16 protein-coding genes are annotated in these 16,162 nt (G+C 64.7%); 8 read left to right on the top strand and 8 right to left on the bottom strand.

Features of this window, described 5'->3' with window-relative positions; genetic code table 11:
* Positions 1-3 precede the first annotated feature (3 nt).
* From AC1MB9_RS05100 to AC1MB9_RS05065, 8 genes are read right to left on the bottom strand one after another with little or no spacing between them, the layout of a single operon-like run.
* Positions 4-864 (bottom strand): fumarylacetoacetate hydrolase family protein, encoded by an 861-nt coding sequence (locus AC1MB9_RS05100; protein WP_479964581.1) that lies wholly within the window; start codon positions 862-864, stop codon positions 4-6.
* On the bottom strand, positions 861-2,039 hold the full coding sequence (locus AC1MB9_RS05095; protein ID WP_479963955.1) for a fumarylacetoacetate hydrolase family protein: 1,179 nt from the start codon (positions 2,037-2,039) through the stop codon (positions 861-863). The genes AC1MB9_RS05100 and AC1MB9_RS05095 overlap by 4 nt, the downstream gene beginning before the upstream one ends.
* Positions 2,036-3,502, bottom strand: coding sequence for an aldehyde dehydrogenase (NADP(+)) (locus AC1MB9_RS05090; protein ID WP_479963954.1), 1,467 nt, complete (start codon positions 3,500-3,502; stop codon positions 2,036-2,038). The genes AC1MB9_RS05095 and AC1MB9_RS05090 overlap by 4 nt, the downstream gene beginning before the upstream one ends.
* The gene (locus AC1MB9_RS05085; protein WP_479963953.1) at positions 3,502-4,830 is read right to left on the bottom strand and encodes an enolase C-terminal domain-like protein; all 1,329 of its coding nucleotides are present in this window, start codon (positions 4,828-4,830) and stop codon (positions 3,502-3,504) included. Before AC1MB9_RS05085 ends, AC1MB9_RS05090 begins: the two co-directional genes overlap by 1 nt.
* A 17-nt stretch (positions 4,831-4,847) precedes the next feature.
* Positions 4,848-6,113 carry a TRAP transporter large permease gene (locus AC1MB9_RS05080; RefSeq protein ID WP_479963952.1) on the bottom strand — a complete coding sequence of 422 codons (1,266 nt, stop codon included), beginning with the start codon at positions 6,111-6,113 and terminating at the stop codon, positions 4,848-4,850.
* An 11-nt stretch (positions 6,114-6,124) separates the two neighbouring features.
* On the bottom strand, positions 6,125-6,670 hold the full coding sequence (locus AC1MB9_RS05075; protein WP_479963951.1) for a TRAP transporter small permease: 546 nt from the start codon (positions 6,668-6,670) through the stop codon (positions 6,125-6,127).
* A gap of 29 nt (positions 6,671-6,699) precedes the next feature.
* Entirely contained in the window at positions 6,700-7,752 is a 1,053-nt protein-coding gene (locus AC1MB9_RS05070) for a sialic acid TRAP transporter substrate-binding protein SiaP (protein WP_479963950.1), read from the bottom strand.
* Between the two features lie 51 nt (positions 7,753-7,803).
* Positions 7,804-8,868: an Ldh family oxidoreductase gene (locus AC1MB9_RS05065; RefSeq protein WP_479963949.1), complete on the bottom strand. Its 1,065-nt coding sequence runs from the start codon at positions 8,866-8,868 to the stop codon at positions 7,804-7,806.
* A 127-nt stretch (positions 8,869-8,995) separates the two neighbouring features.
* Here AC1MB9_RS05065 and AC1MB9_RS05060 point away from each other — a divergent pair, with 127 nt between their 5' ends.
* The 8 genes from AC1MB9_RS05060 (at position 8,996) to AC1MB9_RS05025 (ending at position 16,013) form a co-directional block, all read left to right on the top strand.
* On the top strand, positions 8,996-9,775 hold the full coding sequence (locus AC1MB9_RS05060) for a GntR family transcriptional regulator (RefSeq protein ID WP_479963948.1): 780 nt from the start codon (positions 8,996-8,998) through the stop codon (positions 9,773-9,775).
* Between the two features lie 280 nt (positions 9,776-10,055).
* The gene (locus tag AC1MB9_RS05055) at positions 10,056-11,345 is read left to right on the top strand and encodes an APC family permease (RefSeq protein WP_479963947.1); all 1,290 of its coding nucleotides are present in this window, start codon (positions 10,056-10,058) and stop codon (positions 11,343-11,345) included.
* Between the two features lie 182 nt (positions 11,346-11,527).
* On the top strand, positions 11,528-12,736 hold the full coding sequence (locus AC1MB9_RS05050) for a CaiB/BaiF CoA transferase family protein (RefSeq protein WP_479963946.1): 1,209 nt from the start codon (positions 11,528-11,530) through the stop codon (positions 12,734-12,736).
* A complete protein-coding gene (locus AC1MB9_RS05045; RefSeq protein ID WP_479963945.1) occupies positions 12,733-13,893 on the top strand; it encodes an acyl-CoA dehydrogenase family protein in 1,161 nt (386 codons plus the stop codon). Before AC1MB9_RS05050 ends, AC1MB9_RS05045 begins: the two co-directional genes overlap by 4 nt.
* A gap of 64 nt (positions 13,894-13,957) precedes the next feature.
* Positions 13,958-14,629 carry a GntR family transcriptional regulator gene (locus tag AC1MB9_RS05040; RefSeq protein ID WP_479963944.1) on the top strand — a complete coding sequence of 224 codons (672 nt, stop codon included), beginning with the start codon at positions 13,958-13,960 and terminating at the stop codon, positions 14,627-14,629.
* Between the two features lie 186 nt (positions 14,630-14,815).
* Complete coding sequence (locus tag AC1MB9_RS05035) at positions 14,816-15,421, top strand: rhodanese-like domain-containing protein (RefSeq protein WP_479963943.1); 606 nt, start codon at positions 14,816-14,818, stop codon at positions 15,419-15,421.
* A 69-nt stretch (positions 15,422-15,490) separates the two neighbouring features.
* Complete coding sequence (locus AC1MB9_RS05030) at positions 15,491-15,637, top strand: hypothetical protein (RefSeq protein WP_479963942.1); 147 nt, start codon at positions 15,491-15,493, stop codon at positions 15,635-15,637.
* Positions 15,638-15,659: 22 nt separating this feature from the next.
* The gene (locus tag AC1MB9_RS05025; protein ID WP_479963941.1) at positions 15,660-16,013 is read left to right on the top strand and encodes a hypothetical protein; all 354 of its coding nucleotides are present in this window, start codon (positions 15,660-15,662) and stop codon (positions 16,011-16,013) included.
* The last annotated feature ends 149 nt before the right edge of the window (positions 16,014-16,162 follow it).

The raw sequence follows: 16,162 nt of genomic DNA, 5'->3' as shown, positions 1-16,162 counted from the left end.
TCGTCACGCCGGCACAAAGGTCTGGCGCTGTCGGCCCAGTCCTTCAATTTCTATTTCCACAACATCCCCGGCGCTGAGATAGGGGTATTTGCCGGAGAGGGCAACGCCGCGCGGCGTGCCCGTCAGCACGACGTCGCCCGCTTCCAGCGTGAGGTACTGGCTGAGGTGGTGAATCAGAAAATCGACCGGGAAGATCATGTCGGATGTGTTGGAGTCTTGGCGCGGCTGTCCGTTGACCCAACTCCGCAGTCGAAGTCGACTCGAATCGATCTCCTCCGCCGGGACCAGCCATGGCCCGAGTGGTGAAAATCCTGGTGAGCATTTGCCCTTCGACCACTGGCCGCCGGACTGTTCCAGCTGGAATGATCGCTCAGAGAGGTCATTCGCGGTCAGGTAGCCGGCAATGTGATCGGCGGCCTGTTCGACCGTATCGAGGTAGCTCGCCCGCTTTCCGATGACAACACCCAGTTCGACTTCCCAGTCCGTTTGGGAACTGCCGCGAGGAATGCGGGTGTCGTCGTCCGGCCCCGCCATCGTGTTGGGTGTCTTCAGGAAAATGATCGGCACGGTGGGTGGAGTCGAGCCGGATTCGGCCGCGTGCTCGGCATAGTTCATTCCGATGCAGATGATCGCCGACGGGCGCACGATCGGGGGACCCAGGCGCTCTGCACTCACGTCGACACCGGGCAGCGTGCCCTTCCGGAGAGCGACGCGCACCGATTCGATGCCGCCACTGGCAAGGAAAGCACCGGTGATATCGCTCGTCATTGCGGTCAGGTCGAATGCGCACTCGATACCCTTCTCGTCCAGATCGAGGACGGCGGGTTTCTCGGCGCCGGGGGCGCCATAGCGAATCAATTTCATGCTGTTTCCTTCTCGTGATGCCGAGTGGCCAGGTAGCTGAACAGTGCGCGAATTCCAAAGGTCCATGGGGGTAATGCCTCGGTGACCCCGGTCACGTTGCGCAGGACGCCGAGGTGTTCACTCTGTATGACCACGCCGTCGCCCGGTTTGTGGGTAAAGCCGAGGCCCGGTGCGCCGCGATCTTGAGTGGGCGAAAACAACGTCCCCGTGAAGAGGGCAAAACCATCGGGGTATTGGTGGTGAGTCCCACGAGCGGCCGCAACCAGTTCCTCGAACGGCCGGCTGATGTGGGCCACGGAATTCTGTCCGACAAGGGCATAGCCATCGACGCCGGTCACGGTAAGGCTGATCTCCTCGGTGCGGAGAGTGTCAAGGGTGAATTCCCGGTCGAAGAGTCGGAGGAAGGGTCCGATGGCACAGGACGCGTTGTTGTCCTTGGCCATCCCGAGGAGGAGCGCACTTCGTCCCTCGACGTCACGGAGGTTGACGTCATTGCCCAGCGTGGCGCCGCGTACCTCGCCCGTCGAGTCAGCCACGAGCACCAGCTCAGGTTCCGGGTTGCTCCACGATGAAAATGTCGGGATTCCCACCTGTGCTCCGAATCCCACGGCCGAGAGTACCGGTGCCTTAGTGAATACTTCCGGGTCCGGACCGATACCGACCTCGAGATACGGAGACCACATCCCCTGTGCGATCAGGATCGCCTTGGTCGCCTCGGCCTCCGTCGACCCCGGACGCAGCGACGCCAGGCTTCCTCCCAGGGCATCAAGAACGAGCGCGCGTACCTCGTCTGCGCGAGAGGCGTCGCCGGCACATTTCTCTTCGATGACCCGCTCGATCATGCTTTCAACGAAGGTGACCCCACACGCCTTGATGACCTGTAAATCGATCGGGGCGAGCAGATGAGGCCGGCTAGGGTCTGCGCCCAGGGAGTCGGCCGCAAGGTCGGCCAGCAACCATCGAGGTTCCCCGGCGCTCGAACGCACGATATCGACGGCGTCCGTCCGATCGAGCAGTTCGGAGACCGTGCTCACAATGTCGGTGAGGTCGTGGACCTGTCCCCGGCGCACAGACACGACACGAGGACCCCCGGTGATCGGATCCCACACGCGACCCACCAACAGTGCGGTCTCTGCGTCGTCCGGCAGAAGGCTCCCTTCAGCCGCCCCTCTCATGAGCCGCTCCCGGCGTCCTGCCCGTGCGGTTGCCATCGGCCATCGATACGACGGGAGATATTCCACGGGTTCTCGTCGCGCAGTGCCGGGTGGAGGTGCGTCGGCGGGAATCCCTGGTACGCGACCGGTCGCATGAATCGTGCGATCGCGCCCGGCCCCACCGACGTCGATCGCTCCGCGGTCGTCGCCGGGTACGGTCCTCCGTGGTGCTGGGCATACGACACGGTCACGCCGGTGGGCCACTCATTCCACAGCACACGGCCGCTGGTGTCCTGCAGCACCGACAGGAGCTGAGCGATGTTCTCCTCGGTCTCCGCCTGCACGCTCGCGGTGAGCTGTCCGTCGAGGAGCGTGGCCAGTTCGGCCAGATCCTCGCCGGGTTCGTAGCGAATCACCAGCGTTGCCGGTCCGAACATTTCCTGTTCCAGAATCGCGGGGTTTGCCCGAATGACCGCTGCCGTGGTCATGAGCACGGTTGGGGTGGGCGCATCAGCATCGTCGCCCTGAATCACGACCTCCACGCCGTCGGTGGCGGTCATGGCGGCAAGAACGACATCGAAGCCCGCTCGGAGTCTGGCGTTGAGGAGCGGGGTGCGCGGTACCTGCGCGACGTGCCCGCCCATTATCCGAGCGACCTCGTCGCGGTTGGTGGGGGCAAACAGCAGGCCGGGCTTGGTGCAGAACTGGCCCATTCCCATGGTGAACGAGCCGGTGTAGGCCGCGAGAATTTCATCTCCGCGCACGGCCCAGGCGCGTTCGGTCGCGAAGACCGGGTTGATGCTGCCCAGCTCTCCATAGAACGGAATGGGACGTTCGCGACGGGCGATTCGGTCGAGTAGCGCCCGTCCGCCTGCCGTGGAACCGGTGAACCCGACGGCCCGGGTACGCGGATGATCGACGAGGGCCTCCGCCGCCTCGCGGCCGGTGACCATGGCCAGGAGGTTCTCCGGTGCGCCCGCCGATCGTAATGCCTCGCGGGCGATTTCTCCCGAGCGGAGGCCCAGCGCGATGTGCCCGTCATGGACCTTATGGATGACAGCGCAGCCGGCCGCGAGGGCCGACGCGGTGTCCCCGCCCAGCACGCTGAAGGCGAACGGAAAATTCGAGGCACCGAAGACACCGACGACGCCCAGCGGAACGTTTACCCGTCTGATATCCGGTCGAGGCCCCATGCCCCACGAAGGATCGGCGTGGTCAATGGTGGCATCGAGATTCTCGCCGGCCAGGAGCTCAGCGATGTACAGCCGCAGCTGAAACACGGTGCGCCGAAGCTCTCCGCGCAGGCGAGGCTCGGCCAAATGGGTCTCTGTCTGGGCCAACGCGACCAGTTCGTCGGCGTGCGCCTCGAATGCGACGGCAATGGCCTCCAACCAGGACGCCCGTGCCTGCGGCGTCTCGCCCTGCGAAACGGCGAATGCAGAATGGGCGGCTTCAATGTGCTCCCCGGCACTCACTCCGGTCATCACGAGTGCTGCCCGGCGACGTAGGATCCCTGGGCGACTTCGAGCCACCCGTCGCCGCTGGGGAATTCCCAGCGAGCGCGGGAAGAGGAATGCATTTCGGCGCTGGTTCCCGGCAGGCGGGGCGCTCGGTAGCGGCCGTTCTCCACCTGGACCGGCTCGGTGAAATGCTCGTGCAGGTGGTCCACGTACTCGATCATGCGGTTGTCCATGGACCCGCTGACGGCGGCGTAGTCGAAGAAGGAGAAGTGCTGCACGAGCTCGCAGAGGCCCACCCCGCCGGCATGGGGACACACCGGGACGTCGAACTGTGCGGCCAGGAGAAGGTTGGCGACGTTTTCGTTCACGCCGGCCACTCGCGTTGAGTCGATTTGCATCACGTCGATTGCCTTGGCCTGAAGCAACTGCTTGAAGACGATTCTGTTGGCAACGGCTTCTCCCGTCGCGACCTTGACGGGCGCGACACCGCGACGGATCTGGGCATGCCCGAGAATATCGTCCGTGCTGGTGGGCTCTTCGATCCACCAGGGGTCGAACTCCGCCAGTTCGTTGACCCAATCGATCGCTTGCTGCGCTTCCCAGCGCTGGTTCGCGTCGATGGAGATTTTCACCTGGCTGCCCACCGCCTCCCGGGCCAGGCGCATCCGACGGCGATCTTCGGCAAGATCGCCGCCCACCTTCAGCTTGATCATCTCAAAGCCGTCCGCCACGGCCTGTCGACTCAGGCGGACCAACTTCTCGTCGCTGTACCCCAACCATCCCGGCGTGGTCGTGTAGGCGGGGAACCCGTCCAGCTGCAGCTGGGCGATGCGGGCCTCCTTTCCCTTTGAACCACGTTCCAGCAGGTCAAGCGCATCGCGAGGAGTCATGGCATTTTCAATGTGTGTGAAATCGACGACGCTGACGATCTCCTCGGCAGGCATTTCGCTCAACAGGAGCCAGAGTGGCTTCTTCTCGCGCTTGGCGCGAAGGTCCCACAAAGCATTGATAAGTGCACCGCAGGCCATGTGTGAGACGCCCTTTTCCGGGCCGAGCCACCGGAGCTGCGAATCGTGAACGAGTCGTCGGGCAGCCTCCCCGAGGTCCCCGATGAGCTCGTCGACATCGCGACCCACCAGCAGCTGTCCGTATGACGTGATAGCCGCGGCGACGATCTCGTTGCCTCGGCCGCAGGTGAACACGAAACCGTGACCACTTTCACCGCTGTCGGTTGAGATGATCACGTAGGCGGAGGAATAGTCCGGGTCCACGTTGACGGCGTCGGAGCCGTCAAGTTCGAGTGAGGTGGGGAAACGCACGTCCTGCGTGCGAATCGATGTGATCTTGGACATTGAGAACTCTCTATCTTTTAGTTGAAGCCGAGCAGGCCCGGCAGCCACAGGCTGAGCGCGGGAACAAAGGTGATGATGAAGAGCGTTGCGAGCATCGGGATGAAGAACGGTATGACGCCCTTGATGACCCGCGTTACCGGCACGTTGGTCACACTGGACAACACGAAGAGGACGAGCCCGACCGGCGGGGTCAGTAGCCCGATCAGGAGGTTGAAGATCACCACGATCCCGAAATGCACGGGGCTGATGCCGAAGGTCTCGGCCACGGGGCCCAGGACCGGCACCAGGATGAGGATTGCTGCCGTGGGTTCGAGAACTGCGCCGATGACCAACAACAGCACGTTGACCAGGATGAGGAAGACGATCGGACTGGAGGTGAAGTTCAGAATGAATTCCGCCGCGAGTTGCGGGGCTTGCTCGCGGGCAAGAACCCAGCCGAAAAGCGCGGCCGCGGCAACGATGAGCAACACTGAACCTGTTGTTTCAACGGATCCCAGCAGGATCCGATAGATGTTGCGCCGTGTTAGTGAGCCGTAGATCAACGCGATGACGAAGATGTAGAGCACTCCGACCCCGGCGGCCTCCGTGGGGGTGAATACGCCACTGAGAATTCCGCCAAGAATGATCACGGCGGATCCCATGGCCGGTAGTGCACCGAGCAGGGATCGACCTCGCACGGCCCAGGTGGATTTCGGCAGCACGAGGTGGCGTTGCCGTCGCATGAGCCACCACACCATCGCGCACAGGCAGGCGATCAGCACCAGGGCGGGCAGGATGCCCGCCATAAATAGCGCCCCGACGCTGACGCCGGCCGTGACCGCGTAGATGATGGCCGGAATACTCGGAGGGATCATGGGCGCGATCATTGACGAAGCGCCCGTGACCCCCAGACTGAACTCCTCGCTGTACCCACGCTTCTTCATCGCAGGAACCTGAATCTTTCCCATGGCTGCGGCATCTGCGATTGCCGCACCACTCATCCACGAAAACCCGAAGCTCGTCGCGATGTTCACGTACCCGAGGCTGCCGCGAATGTGCCCCAGGAAGGCAATCGCCGTGGTGTACAACCGATCCGAAATCCCGGAAACATTAGCGAGGTTCCCGAGCAGAATGAACAGGGGAACCGCGAGAATCGCGAAGCTGTTGACCCCCGACACGGTTCTCTGGACGGCAATCCCCAACGTCGCCGTCGGATCCAGAAGCACGTATACGAGCGATGGCACCAGGAGCGAAATTGCGACCGGCACTCGCAAGGCGAGCAGGAGCAGCAAGCCCCCAAGCATGAAGAGGAGTATCACGACTGTGGCCTTTCGGGGTCTTCAAGGGCGGTGACGTCTTCGAGGTTCGCCACAATGACCGGCACCTGATCGGGGTGCCGAATGTTCACGTAGCTGTTGAGCACACCGTGGAGAAAGATCAGGCCAAAGCCGACAACGGCAGCGGCGTACACGACGCTCATCGGAATGTGGGTTGCCGGCGCGTTCAATTTGGCGGCCGAAAGCGCGAATTGGGTACCGGCGATGGCCATCGCGGCTGACACTGCCAGGACGACTGCGATCGAGAAGTAGTCCACGACGACCGCGGCGACTCCCGTCAGCCTCGCCGCGATCAAATCAACCGTGACGTGCAGTCGCCTGGCCATAACGAATCCAGCGGAGACGAACGTGAGCCACACCAGTGCGAACCGGGCGAGCTCTTCCGTCCACGTAAAGGGAGCGGAGAAAACGAATCTGCTGATCACCTGGGTCAGAATCAGCACGAAGATGAGCACGAGAAATCCCGCAGCCAACAGCCGTTCAACGGTGACAACGGCTCGGATTCCCTTGAACCTTGACTCCAAATAGTCAGGCTCGTCCGGATGGACCATGTCTACTTGTCGCTCTGGATTTCTTTGTACAGATCGCCCCAGGTGACCTCGTTGGGCAGCATCTCGGTGGCCCGCTTCGCGAAGGCGTCTCGGTCGACATTCTCATTGACGATGATGCTGCCATCCGCTTTCCACTCGGCGAGGGTTTCCTTCTCCTGGGTCTCGACGCACTCGCGCACTTCAACCGCTGCGACGTCCATGGCGTCCTCCAGTGCCGTCTGTTCCTCGGAGCTGAGGTCGTCGAAGAGCGCGGTGTTCGTCACGATGTTCACGCCCTGAATCATGTGACCGGTGATGTTGATGTAGTCCTGCACCTCGTTGAACTTGGCCGACGAAATGGTCGGAATCGGGTTTTCCTGAGCGTCAATCACGCCCTGCTGCAGCGCCAGGTAAACCTCCCCGAAGGCCATCGGCGTGGCCGTTCCTCCCATGACCTTGGTGTTGGACAGGTACAGGGGGGCATCAGGCGTACGAATTTTCACGCCTTGAAGATCCTCGGGACTGTTGATTTCCTTGTTGGAAGTCACCTGCCGGGTGCCGTAGTACCAACCGGACAACACCTTGATGCCGGTCTCCTCGCTCATGTCATCGTAGATACCCGCCATGGTCGGTCCGGCAATCGTTTTGGCGAAGTGATCGACGCTGTCGAACAGATAGGCGCCGTCGAGGACGGCGGCCTCGTCATGCCAGACTCCGAGGAACGACGGACCCGCGATTGCCAGGTCGAGGCCACCGAGGGCGACCTGCTCGAGAGATTCTGCCTCCGAACCGAGCTGACCGCCCGGAAAGCTCTCGATGCTGATGCCGCTGCCGTCGAGTTCTCGATTGAGCGCCGTCACGCCGCACGTCTCCATCGGATGGCTCGCGTCGTAGACATGGGCCAGTTTCAGAACGCGGGTGTCGTTATTGCCGGACGCGCCCGCGTCACCTGCCGCGACCGGTTCCGAAAGGCCGCAACCGGCCAGCGCGGCGGCCGCGACGGCCGCCATGGAAAGGTGCAGGTACAACTTCTTCTGTGCCGCCCGCGAGCCGGTGAGCTGCATGTGGTTCGTCATGTGCGTTCTCCCTTGAACTAATCGATGAGTTGAAATGGTGCTGAAGGTGAATTAGGGGGGACCTGGCCTGCGCTGCGCGGGTGAAATACCCAGACGCTGTGCAAGTTGATCGAGAAGCCGGCCGGTCGAGGCGGTCAGCGGCATCGTTTCGAGGTTGGCCTGAGCCCGGGCGTGTTCGGGATCGCCAGGAGCCAGCACATCGCCTTTCGCTCGAGTGGATGCCCGGATGCGCTCCTGAAGTGTCCCGACGCGCGCTTCCGTGTGTGCGCGTCCGGTAAACGCGTTGCTGTCGATCGCGATCAGAAGGTGGCCTGTGTTCATCCGGGAGCCCGGGTTGTTCCACATGTCTTCGGTCTCATGAGCGAAAGATGCGGTACCCAGTGATGCCGCAATCGCCTCAAGCAGCGCCGAAACGGCCGATCCCTTGTGACCGCCGAACGGCGTCAGTGCCCCGGCCATCGCCTCCTGAGGATCCGTTGTGGGCCGGCCCGAGACATCCATTGCCCACCCTTCCGGCAAGGTGGTTCCTTCGTTCCTCGCCGCGATGACTTTTCCGTAGGCGCCGGTACTTGTGGCCATGTCTGCGGTCAGGGAATGCGCCCCCGCGCTCGGGGCCCCAATGGTCAGCGGGTTGGTGCCGAACAGCTTGCCGTCGCCACCGAAGGGGGCCACGGCCGGGCCGGTGGTCGACGTGAGAAATCCGATGAACCCGGAAGCAGAGAGTTGATCGACCCAGAAGGCCCCGGTTCCGTAGTGGCTGCTGTTCTGCACGGCAACGGCGCAGACGCCGCGCTCGGCCGTGTGGGTCATGGCGTAGTCGACCGCCCGGGCCATCGCGACCTGCCCCAGGGCTCCGTCGGCATCGAGCAGGGCGCTGGAACCGGTATCGGCAATCCACTGCATCTCCGGATGGCTATTGATGCCCCCGCTCTCGATGGCCGAGACGTACAGCGGCAAGCGCAGGAGTCCGTGGGAAGCGGTTCCTTGCTGGTCAGCGCCCACCAACGACAGGGCCGTTACCTCGGCGTCAGGTGCGGGGACGCCCACGCTACGGAGAGCCTGGGCGGCGAAGTCACGCAGATCTACGACGCCGTACGTTGCCGGTTTCATCATCATGGCCCCCTCGTTGGAAAAATGTGATTCGTTGGAATACTATATATATGTGGATCCCCGCAACCAGGGTCGGAACATCGAAAGATTTGGAAGACTATCCCCACGCGGTCGAAGTTAAGGAAGCTGAAACATGACTCACCCCCGAGGCGACACGCCTGATTCCGTGCCGACGCGACTGACAACGAGCGGCGTCTATGGCCTGCTTCGGGCGCAAATTCTCGACAACATCATTCCGCCTGGCACCCGGGTCAACATCGACGCCATCGCCCGCAAGTTCGGAGTATCACCCACTCCCGTACGCGAGGCGCTGCGACGGCTCCAGGGCGATAACCTGCTGGTCACCACCTCAAACCGGGGATACAGCACAACGCCGTTGCTGAATTTACAGGGCCTGCGCGAGCTGTTCGAATTCCGGCTGCTCGTGGAACCATGGGCGGCACGTACGGCGGCAGTCAATCGACTGGAAAATCCCGCGAGCCAGTTGAGTGCCGAACTACATACCTTCAGAAAACAGGCCGAGGGCAAAGACGACATCCGACAGCAGCTGGTCACCCACGACTCCCGGTTTCATGCGCACATTCTGGCGGCGTCGGGAAACGACGTGGTTCATTACGCCTATGAGCAGACCCACTGCCACCTGCACATCTTCCGCCTGTATCCCGCCGACATGGACGGCAGCATCACCATTGAGGAACATGGCCAGGTCTGGGAAGCCATCCGTGACTGCGAACCCGCCCGGGCCGAAAACGCGATGCACGCACACCTCAAGCAGGCGTTCCAGCGGTTCGCCAAGGCATTTGACTCCCCCGCGGCGGACCGGGCCGGACTCAGTGCCTATCTCCCGCCCCAGCTCGTCATCGACGATGCGCAACACCCGGCGCACCCGACAGACGGAGCATCGAGGGAATGATCCCAGAGGGGGTCGCAGCGTCCGTGCAGACGATGTGCCTGGTGCGTGACGACAAGCGTTCGTGGGAGCCGCGGCGCGCGACGACCGGCAGACTCACCCCGGGGATGCGACTCTGCGGTGGAGCCCGTGCGACAAACGAGGAACCGGGCGCCGATAGCGAAGTAGACGGCGCATGGCGCGCTGGCTGCCACAGTGGCACGCACTCGACGTGGCCGGGCAATGCGGGGCTGCCACGCGCCACCGCATTGAAGCGGCAGGCCGGATGCGGCACACTGAGCCGATGAGTACGAATGGAAAGTTAAGTCTTGCCGGGTCGGTGTCCCTCGGGGCCGGCGTCATGATCGGTGCCGGAATTTTCGCCCTCGTCGGCCAGGTCGCCGGACTCGCCGGCGATTGGTTCCCGGTCGCCTTTCTCGCCGGAGCCATCGTTGCGGGGGTCAGCTCCTACGCCTATATCCGGTATTCGAGCGTGAACCCGTCGTCGGGTGGGATCGCGATGCTGTTGAAGGATGCCTACGGTCCCGGTGTCGTGGCCGGCTCATTTTCGCTGTTCATGTACGTCTCCATGGTGATCGCGGAGAGTCTGCTCGCCCGCACCTTCGGCACGTATCTGCTCCGGCCGTTCGGGCTGCAGGGCTCGGCCGTTCTCGTGCCGGTGCTCGGGGTTCTCGCGATCGCGGCCGCCACGGTGGTGAACCTGATCGGCAACCGGCTGGTCGAGGGGTCTGCGCTGACGACCGCGATCCTGAAGATCGTCGGCATCGCCGTGCTCGCCATCGCTGGACTCGTGGCTGCCGTCGGGCACGGTGACGGCTTGTTCGCGCAGACATCCGGCGACCCGGTCGATGTGCTCGGGGTACTCGCCGCAACGACGCTCTGCGTGCTGGCCTACAAGGGGTTCACGACCATCACGAACCAGGGTGATGACCTCCGCGACCCGGAGCGGAACATCGGCCGCTCGATCGTCATTTCCCTGGCGGTCTGCACCGTGCTGTACCTCCTGATCACGGTCTCGGTGAACGCGAGCATCGGCGCGAGCGGGGCGGCGGATGCTCGAGACTACGCGCTGGCGCAAGCGGCCGAACCGATTTTCGGCGCCTGGGGCGTCGGGATCACCGTCGCCGTCGCCGTGATCGCGACCCTGTCCGGGCTTCTGGCGAGCCTCTTCTCGGTGTCGCGTCTCTACGCGATGCTCCAGGAGATGCACCAGGCGCCGTCGTTGCCTCGCCGCATCACACACCAACCGCTGCTAATCACCGCCGGGCTCGCGATCGTGGTGACCGCGTTCCTCGACCTGTCCCAGATCGCGTCGATTGGTGCGCTGCTGTACCTCACCATGGACATCGCGGTGCAGGGCGGGGTGCTCTTCGCCCTCCACCGCAAGATCAACGCCAGGCGATGGGTTCCGGGCCTGTCGATCCTGCTGGATCTGCTCATCCTCGTCCCCTTCATCGTCCTCAAGGCGCAGTCCGATCTCCTCACGGTTCTGGTAGCCGCCGCCATCGCCGCCGCGATCATCGTGGCGCAGGTGGTTGCGGTGCGCCGCCGATCCACCACCGGCGCCGAATAGGCGCCCGCCGGACCGACGGGGTCGCCGCAAAACCGGTGTTTTTCGCGACACGCCCGTTCGACGGTCCGATTCTCGCGGCAAGTCGCGATTCGACCGGTTTTGGGACCGGTGCGGAGCTCCCGGCGACCGGTCACAGGCGCAGACCCCTTCCCAAGCGCGGCAGAATTGGATACAGTATCCAAATGCCGACGCCGACTTCTCCCCTGCCTCTTGACGGCATCACGGTCGCCGATTTTTCCCGCGTTTTGGCGGGCCCGTTCGCCACCATGATGCTGGCTGACTTCGGCGCAGATGTGCTCAAGATCGAACGCCCCACCGGCGACGACACCCGAGCGTGGGTTCCGCCGGTGGACGGCAACGGGATGGGCACCTATTTCTCGAGCGTCAACCGCAACAAGCGATCCGTGGTCTGCGACCTGCGTACCGCCGCCGGGCTGCGCCAGGCCCGCGATATCGCCCTGGCCGCCGACGTGGTGATCGAGAATTTCCGCCCCGGGGTGATGGAACAGTACGGCCTCGACTACGCCAGCCTGCAGGAGCACCGGCCCGATCTGGTCTATTGCTCAATCACCGGATTCGGCCGGGCCGGCGGCGCCCACCTCCCCGGCTACGACCTGCTCGTCCAGGCGGTCGGCGGCCTCATGAGCGTCACCGGCTCCCCCGACGCCGAACCAAGCAAGGTCGGCGTCGCCCTCGTCGACGTGCTCACCGGGCAGAACGCGGTCGTGGGCATCCTGGCCGCCCTGCGTGTGCGCGACCAGAGCGGCCTCGGCCAACGGGTCGAGGTCAACCTGCTCTCCTCCCTGCTGGCCGGGCTCGTCAACCAGGCCTCGAGCACCCTCGCAACCGGCCAGGCCCCGGAACGGATGGGTAACGCCCACCCGAGCATCGCACCCTACGAAACCTTCGTGACCGCCGACGGCCCGCTCGCGATCGCCGTCGGCACCGACCAGCAATTCGATCGGCTGGTGACCGTACTCGGAGTGCCCGCGCTCGCCGGGGACGATCGGTTCCGCAGCAATCCGGACCGCCTCGCACACCGAGTCGTGCTGAAGTCTCTGCTCGAGGAGGCCCTGCGTGCCCAGCCCGCGGCACGCTGGGCCGAGCTGCTGACCGCCGAGGGCGTGCCGGCCGGCAAGGTGAACTCGATCACCGAGGCCCTCGACCTCGCCGACACACTCGGTCTCAACCCCGTGGTTGACGTGACCGATGATCACGGCTCCCGTGTGAGTCGCCAGATCGCCAATCCGATCGCCCTCTCGGTCACTCCCGCACGCTATCGTCGCCCCCCGCCGCTGCTCGGCGAACACGCCGGGGCCACCTTCGAGCCGTCCGGCTCGGCCCCGGCACCCGTCACCGCCCCTGTCACCGACCCGAAAGCACACTCATGACTGACACGTCCGATCTCATCGGTATCGATTCCCTGCTCACCGCGAGCGAGATCGCGCTCCGCACCGGGGTGCGCGACTTCGTCGACGCGGAGATCCGGCCCAACATCGCCCGCTGGTATGAAGCGGGCGAGTTCCCGCTCGAGATTGTGCCCGCAATGGCCAAGTTGGGCCTGCTCGGCATGCACCTGGACGGCTACGGCTGCGCCGGCCGCAGCGCCGTCGACTACGGCCTGGCCGCTCTCGAGCTGGAGGCCGGCGACTCGGGGCTGCGAACCTTCGTGAGCGTGCAGGGCTCGCTCGCCATGAGCGCCATCCACAAACACGGCTCCGAGGAGCAGAAGAACGAATGGCTCCCCCGGATGGCCGCCGGCGACGCGATCGGATGCTTCGGCCTCACCGAACCGGGCGCCGGCTCCGACCCGGGCAGCATGACCACCTTCGCCCGCCGCGACGGCGACGACTGGGTACTCACCGGAACCAAGCGCTGGATCGGACTGGCCTCGGTGGCCCAGGTCGCCGTGATCTGGGCGCAGACGACCGAGGGCGTGCGCGGCTTCGTGGTACCCACCGACACCCCCGGTTTCACGGCCACCGTCATCGGCCAGAAGCTCTCGATGCGGGCCTCCATCCAGTGCGAGATCGCCCTCGACAACGTGCGCCTGCCGGCCGCGGCCATGCTGCCCGGTGCCCGCGGCCTGCGCGGGCCTTTCGAGTGCCTCAACGAGGCGCGGTACGGCATCGTCTGGGGCGTCCTCGGCGCGGCCCGCGACAGCTACCTCACGGCGCTGGAATACGCGCAGCAACGCCTGCAGTTCGGCACCCCCCTCGCCGGCTACCAGCTCACCCAGCAGAAACTGGTCAACATGGCCGTCGAAATCAACAAGGGCACGCTGTTGGCCCTGCAGCTCGGCCGCCTCAAGGATGCCGGTACCCTGCAGCCGCATCAGATCTCCCTCGGCAAACTCAACAACTGCCGCGAGGCCATCGCCATTTGTCGCGAGGCCCGCACCATCCTCGGCGGCAACGGCATCACCCTCGACTACTCCCCGCTGCGGCACGCCAACAACCTCGAAAGCGTGCGCACGTACGAGGGCACCGACGAGGTGCACACTCTTATCCTCGGCCAGCACATCACCGGGATCCCGGCGTTCCACTGACCGGGCCCGAGCGGAACTGGGTTAGAGTTTCCAGCGTGAGACGAGCAGATCGACGGGGGCCCGCGTGAGCGGCACGCCCGCGCGGACGCGCCAGCGCCCGCCGACCGCACCGGAATTCGTGCTCGGCGAACTGCGCCGAATGATCGCCGTCGGGGAGCTCGTTCCCGGGCAGCCCCTCCGTCAGGACACCCTCGCGGAGCACCTCGGGGTGAGCCGCGTACCCCTGCGGGAAGCACTCAACACCCTCGAGTCCGAGGGTCAGCTCGAGTACGAACCGCACCGCGGCTACCGGGTGGCCCGGCTCTCCCTCAGCGACCTGCTGGAGGTGTACCGCATCCGGGAGCTGCTCGAAACAGAGGCCGTGCGGGCCGCCGTGCACCGCGCCGACGACACGGTGCTCGCCGAGCTGACCGCCGCCGAGGTCGAGGTCGAGGCCGCCAGCGCCGCCGGCGACCTGCTCGCCATGACCGGGGCCAACCGCCGATTCCACTTCGTGCTCATCGCCGCCGCCGGTATGCCGCGCCTGGAGCGCATCCTGCGAACGCTCTGGGATTCCACGGAAACCTATCGCTTCGTCTACTACGGCGACGAGGGCAACCGGAACCGGGTCGCACACGAGCACGCCGCCATCGTGCAGGCCTTCGCCGACCGTGACGCCGACCGGCTCATTCGACTCCTCGACGAGCACCGCGGGCACGCCGCCGAGGCACTCGAACGCTTGCTGCGCGCTTCCTGACCGATTTCGACAGCCCCGACTCATGCCGTCAGGAGAGGCGTTTCCGGCGGTCGAGGCGAGCACGGTCAGCGTCCATGCATACCCCCGGAGGTATGGTTCAAGGGTTACTCGCACCGAAACATCGGGCCGTATCGCATGCACGACATCGCGGACGGCGCCGCCCAAACCAAGAACGGACACACTCCTGTGGCACTCACGACTACCACCACCACACTCCCCTCCACGGCATCGATCGATGCAGCCACACTTCAAGGCTGGATTGAAAGTCACGACGACCTCGTCGTGATCGACGTGCGCGGCAGCGCCGAATTCGACACGCTGCATATCCGCGGTTCGTATCACGTTCCGCTGCCCCTGCTCAAGGAGCACGCCGAAGAATTCGCCAACCGGATGGGCACTCACGTGGTGCTCGTCTGCCAATCAGGAGCGAGAGCAGAGCAGGCTCGAAAGCGTCTCGGGGAAGCAGGAATGGACGGCGCGCAGGTGCTCACCGGGGGCGTTCCGGCCTACGCCGCCGCCGGCGGTGAGGCGGTACGCGGGCGCACGTCCTGGGCCATGGAGCGCCAGGTGCGCATGGCGGCGGGATCCCTGATGCTGCTCGGCGTTCTCGGGGGACGGTTCATCTCCCCGAAGATGCTCCTGCTCGCCGGCGGCATCGGGGCGGGCCTGACCTATTCGGCGGCAACCAACAGCTGCGCCCTCGGACAGATGCTGTCCTGGATGCCGTGGAATCGATCCGTCACCGAGCCCACCGCGCGTGAAGCACTCGACCAGCTGTCCGGCCGATCGTGACCACGACCCACGCCTGACCATCGGAATTTCGGCAACCCTCGCCGCATACCCCCCGGGGTATGCTACGCTGTGAAGACCCAAGAGAAGGAGACCACCATGTGTTACCAGATCACGTGTTCACACTGCAAGAAGGCGACCTGGGACGGTTGCGGTCAGCACATCGAGGACGCGCTCTACGGAGTGGCGGAGTCCGATCGCTGCACCTGCAACGCCTGATTCACGCGAGGGCATGAGCCCCGTGGGTGGTCCACGCCTCACGAAAGCCGGCTTGGTGCAGGCCCGTGGCCAGGCTGCCCAAGACTGGTCACGAGCGCTGGGCGAATCGACCTCGTGCGCCGTGACGAAAGACGGCCGCCCGCACCCCGCAGGCAAGTTTCACGAGGGTCGAGTCGCAGCCCTGAGCGAGTTGTCTCGAGAAATCGCCGACGACTCCGATGCCGGGCGGATCGTTGCCGGGGCCGCCGTCGTGCGGATGCGCTGGGCCGGCCGGGTGCGGCCCGGCGCCCGGCGTGACCGCGACTGGGACGCCTACCACGCCGGAGGGATCCAGGCGATGGCCGAAATCACCGCCATGCAGGGGACGGCCTCCTGACGACGCCGAAACAACCGCCCGGCGCACCGGCACGGAACGCACGTGAGGGAGTATTCTGCCTTGTACATAGCCGTCCGGTCGGGGCGGACTCCGGTTTGAGGAGATGAGAACATGACTTCTGATCCAGTGCCGAGCTCTTCGACGGGACC

Source organism: Cryobacterium sp. AP27 (genome assembly GCF_056680495.1).
This window is presented reverse-complemented; position numbering and strand designations above follow the sequence as displayed.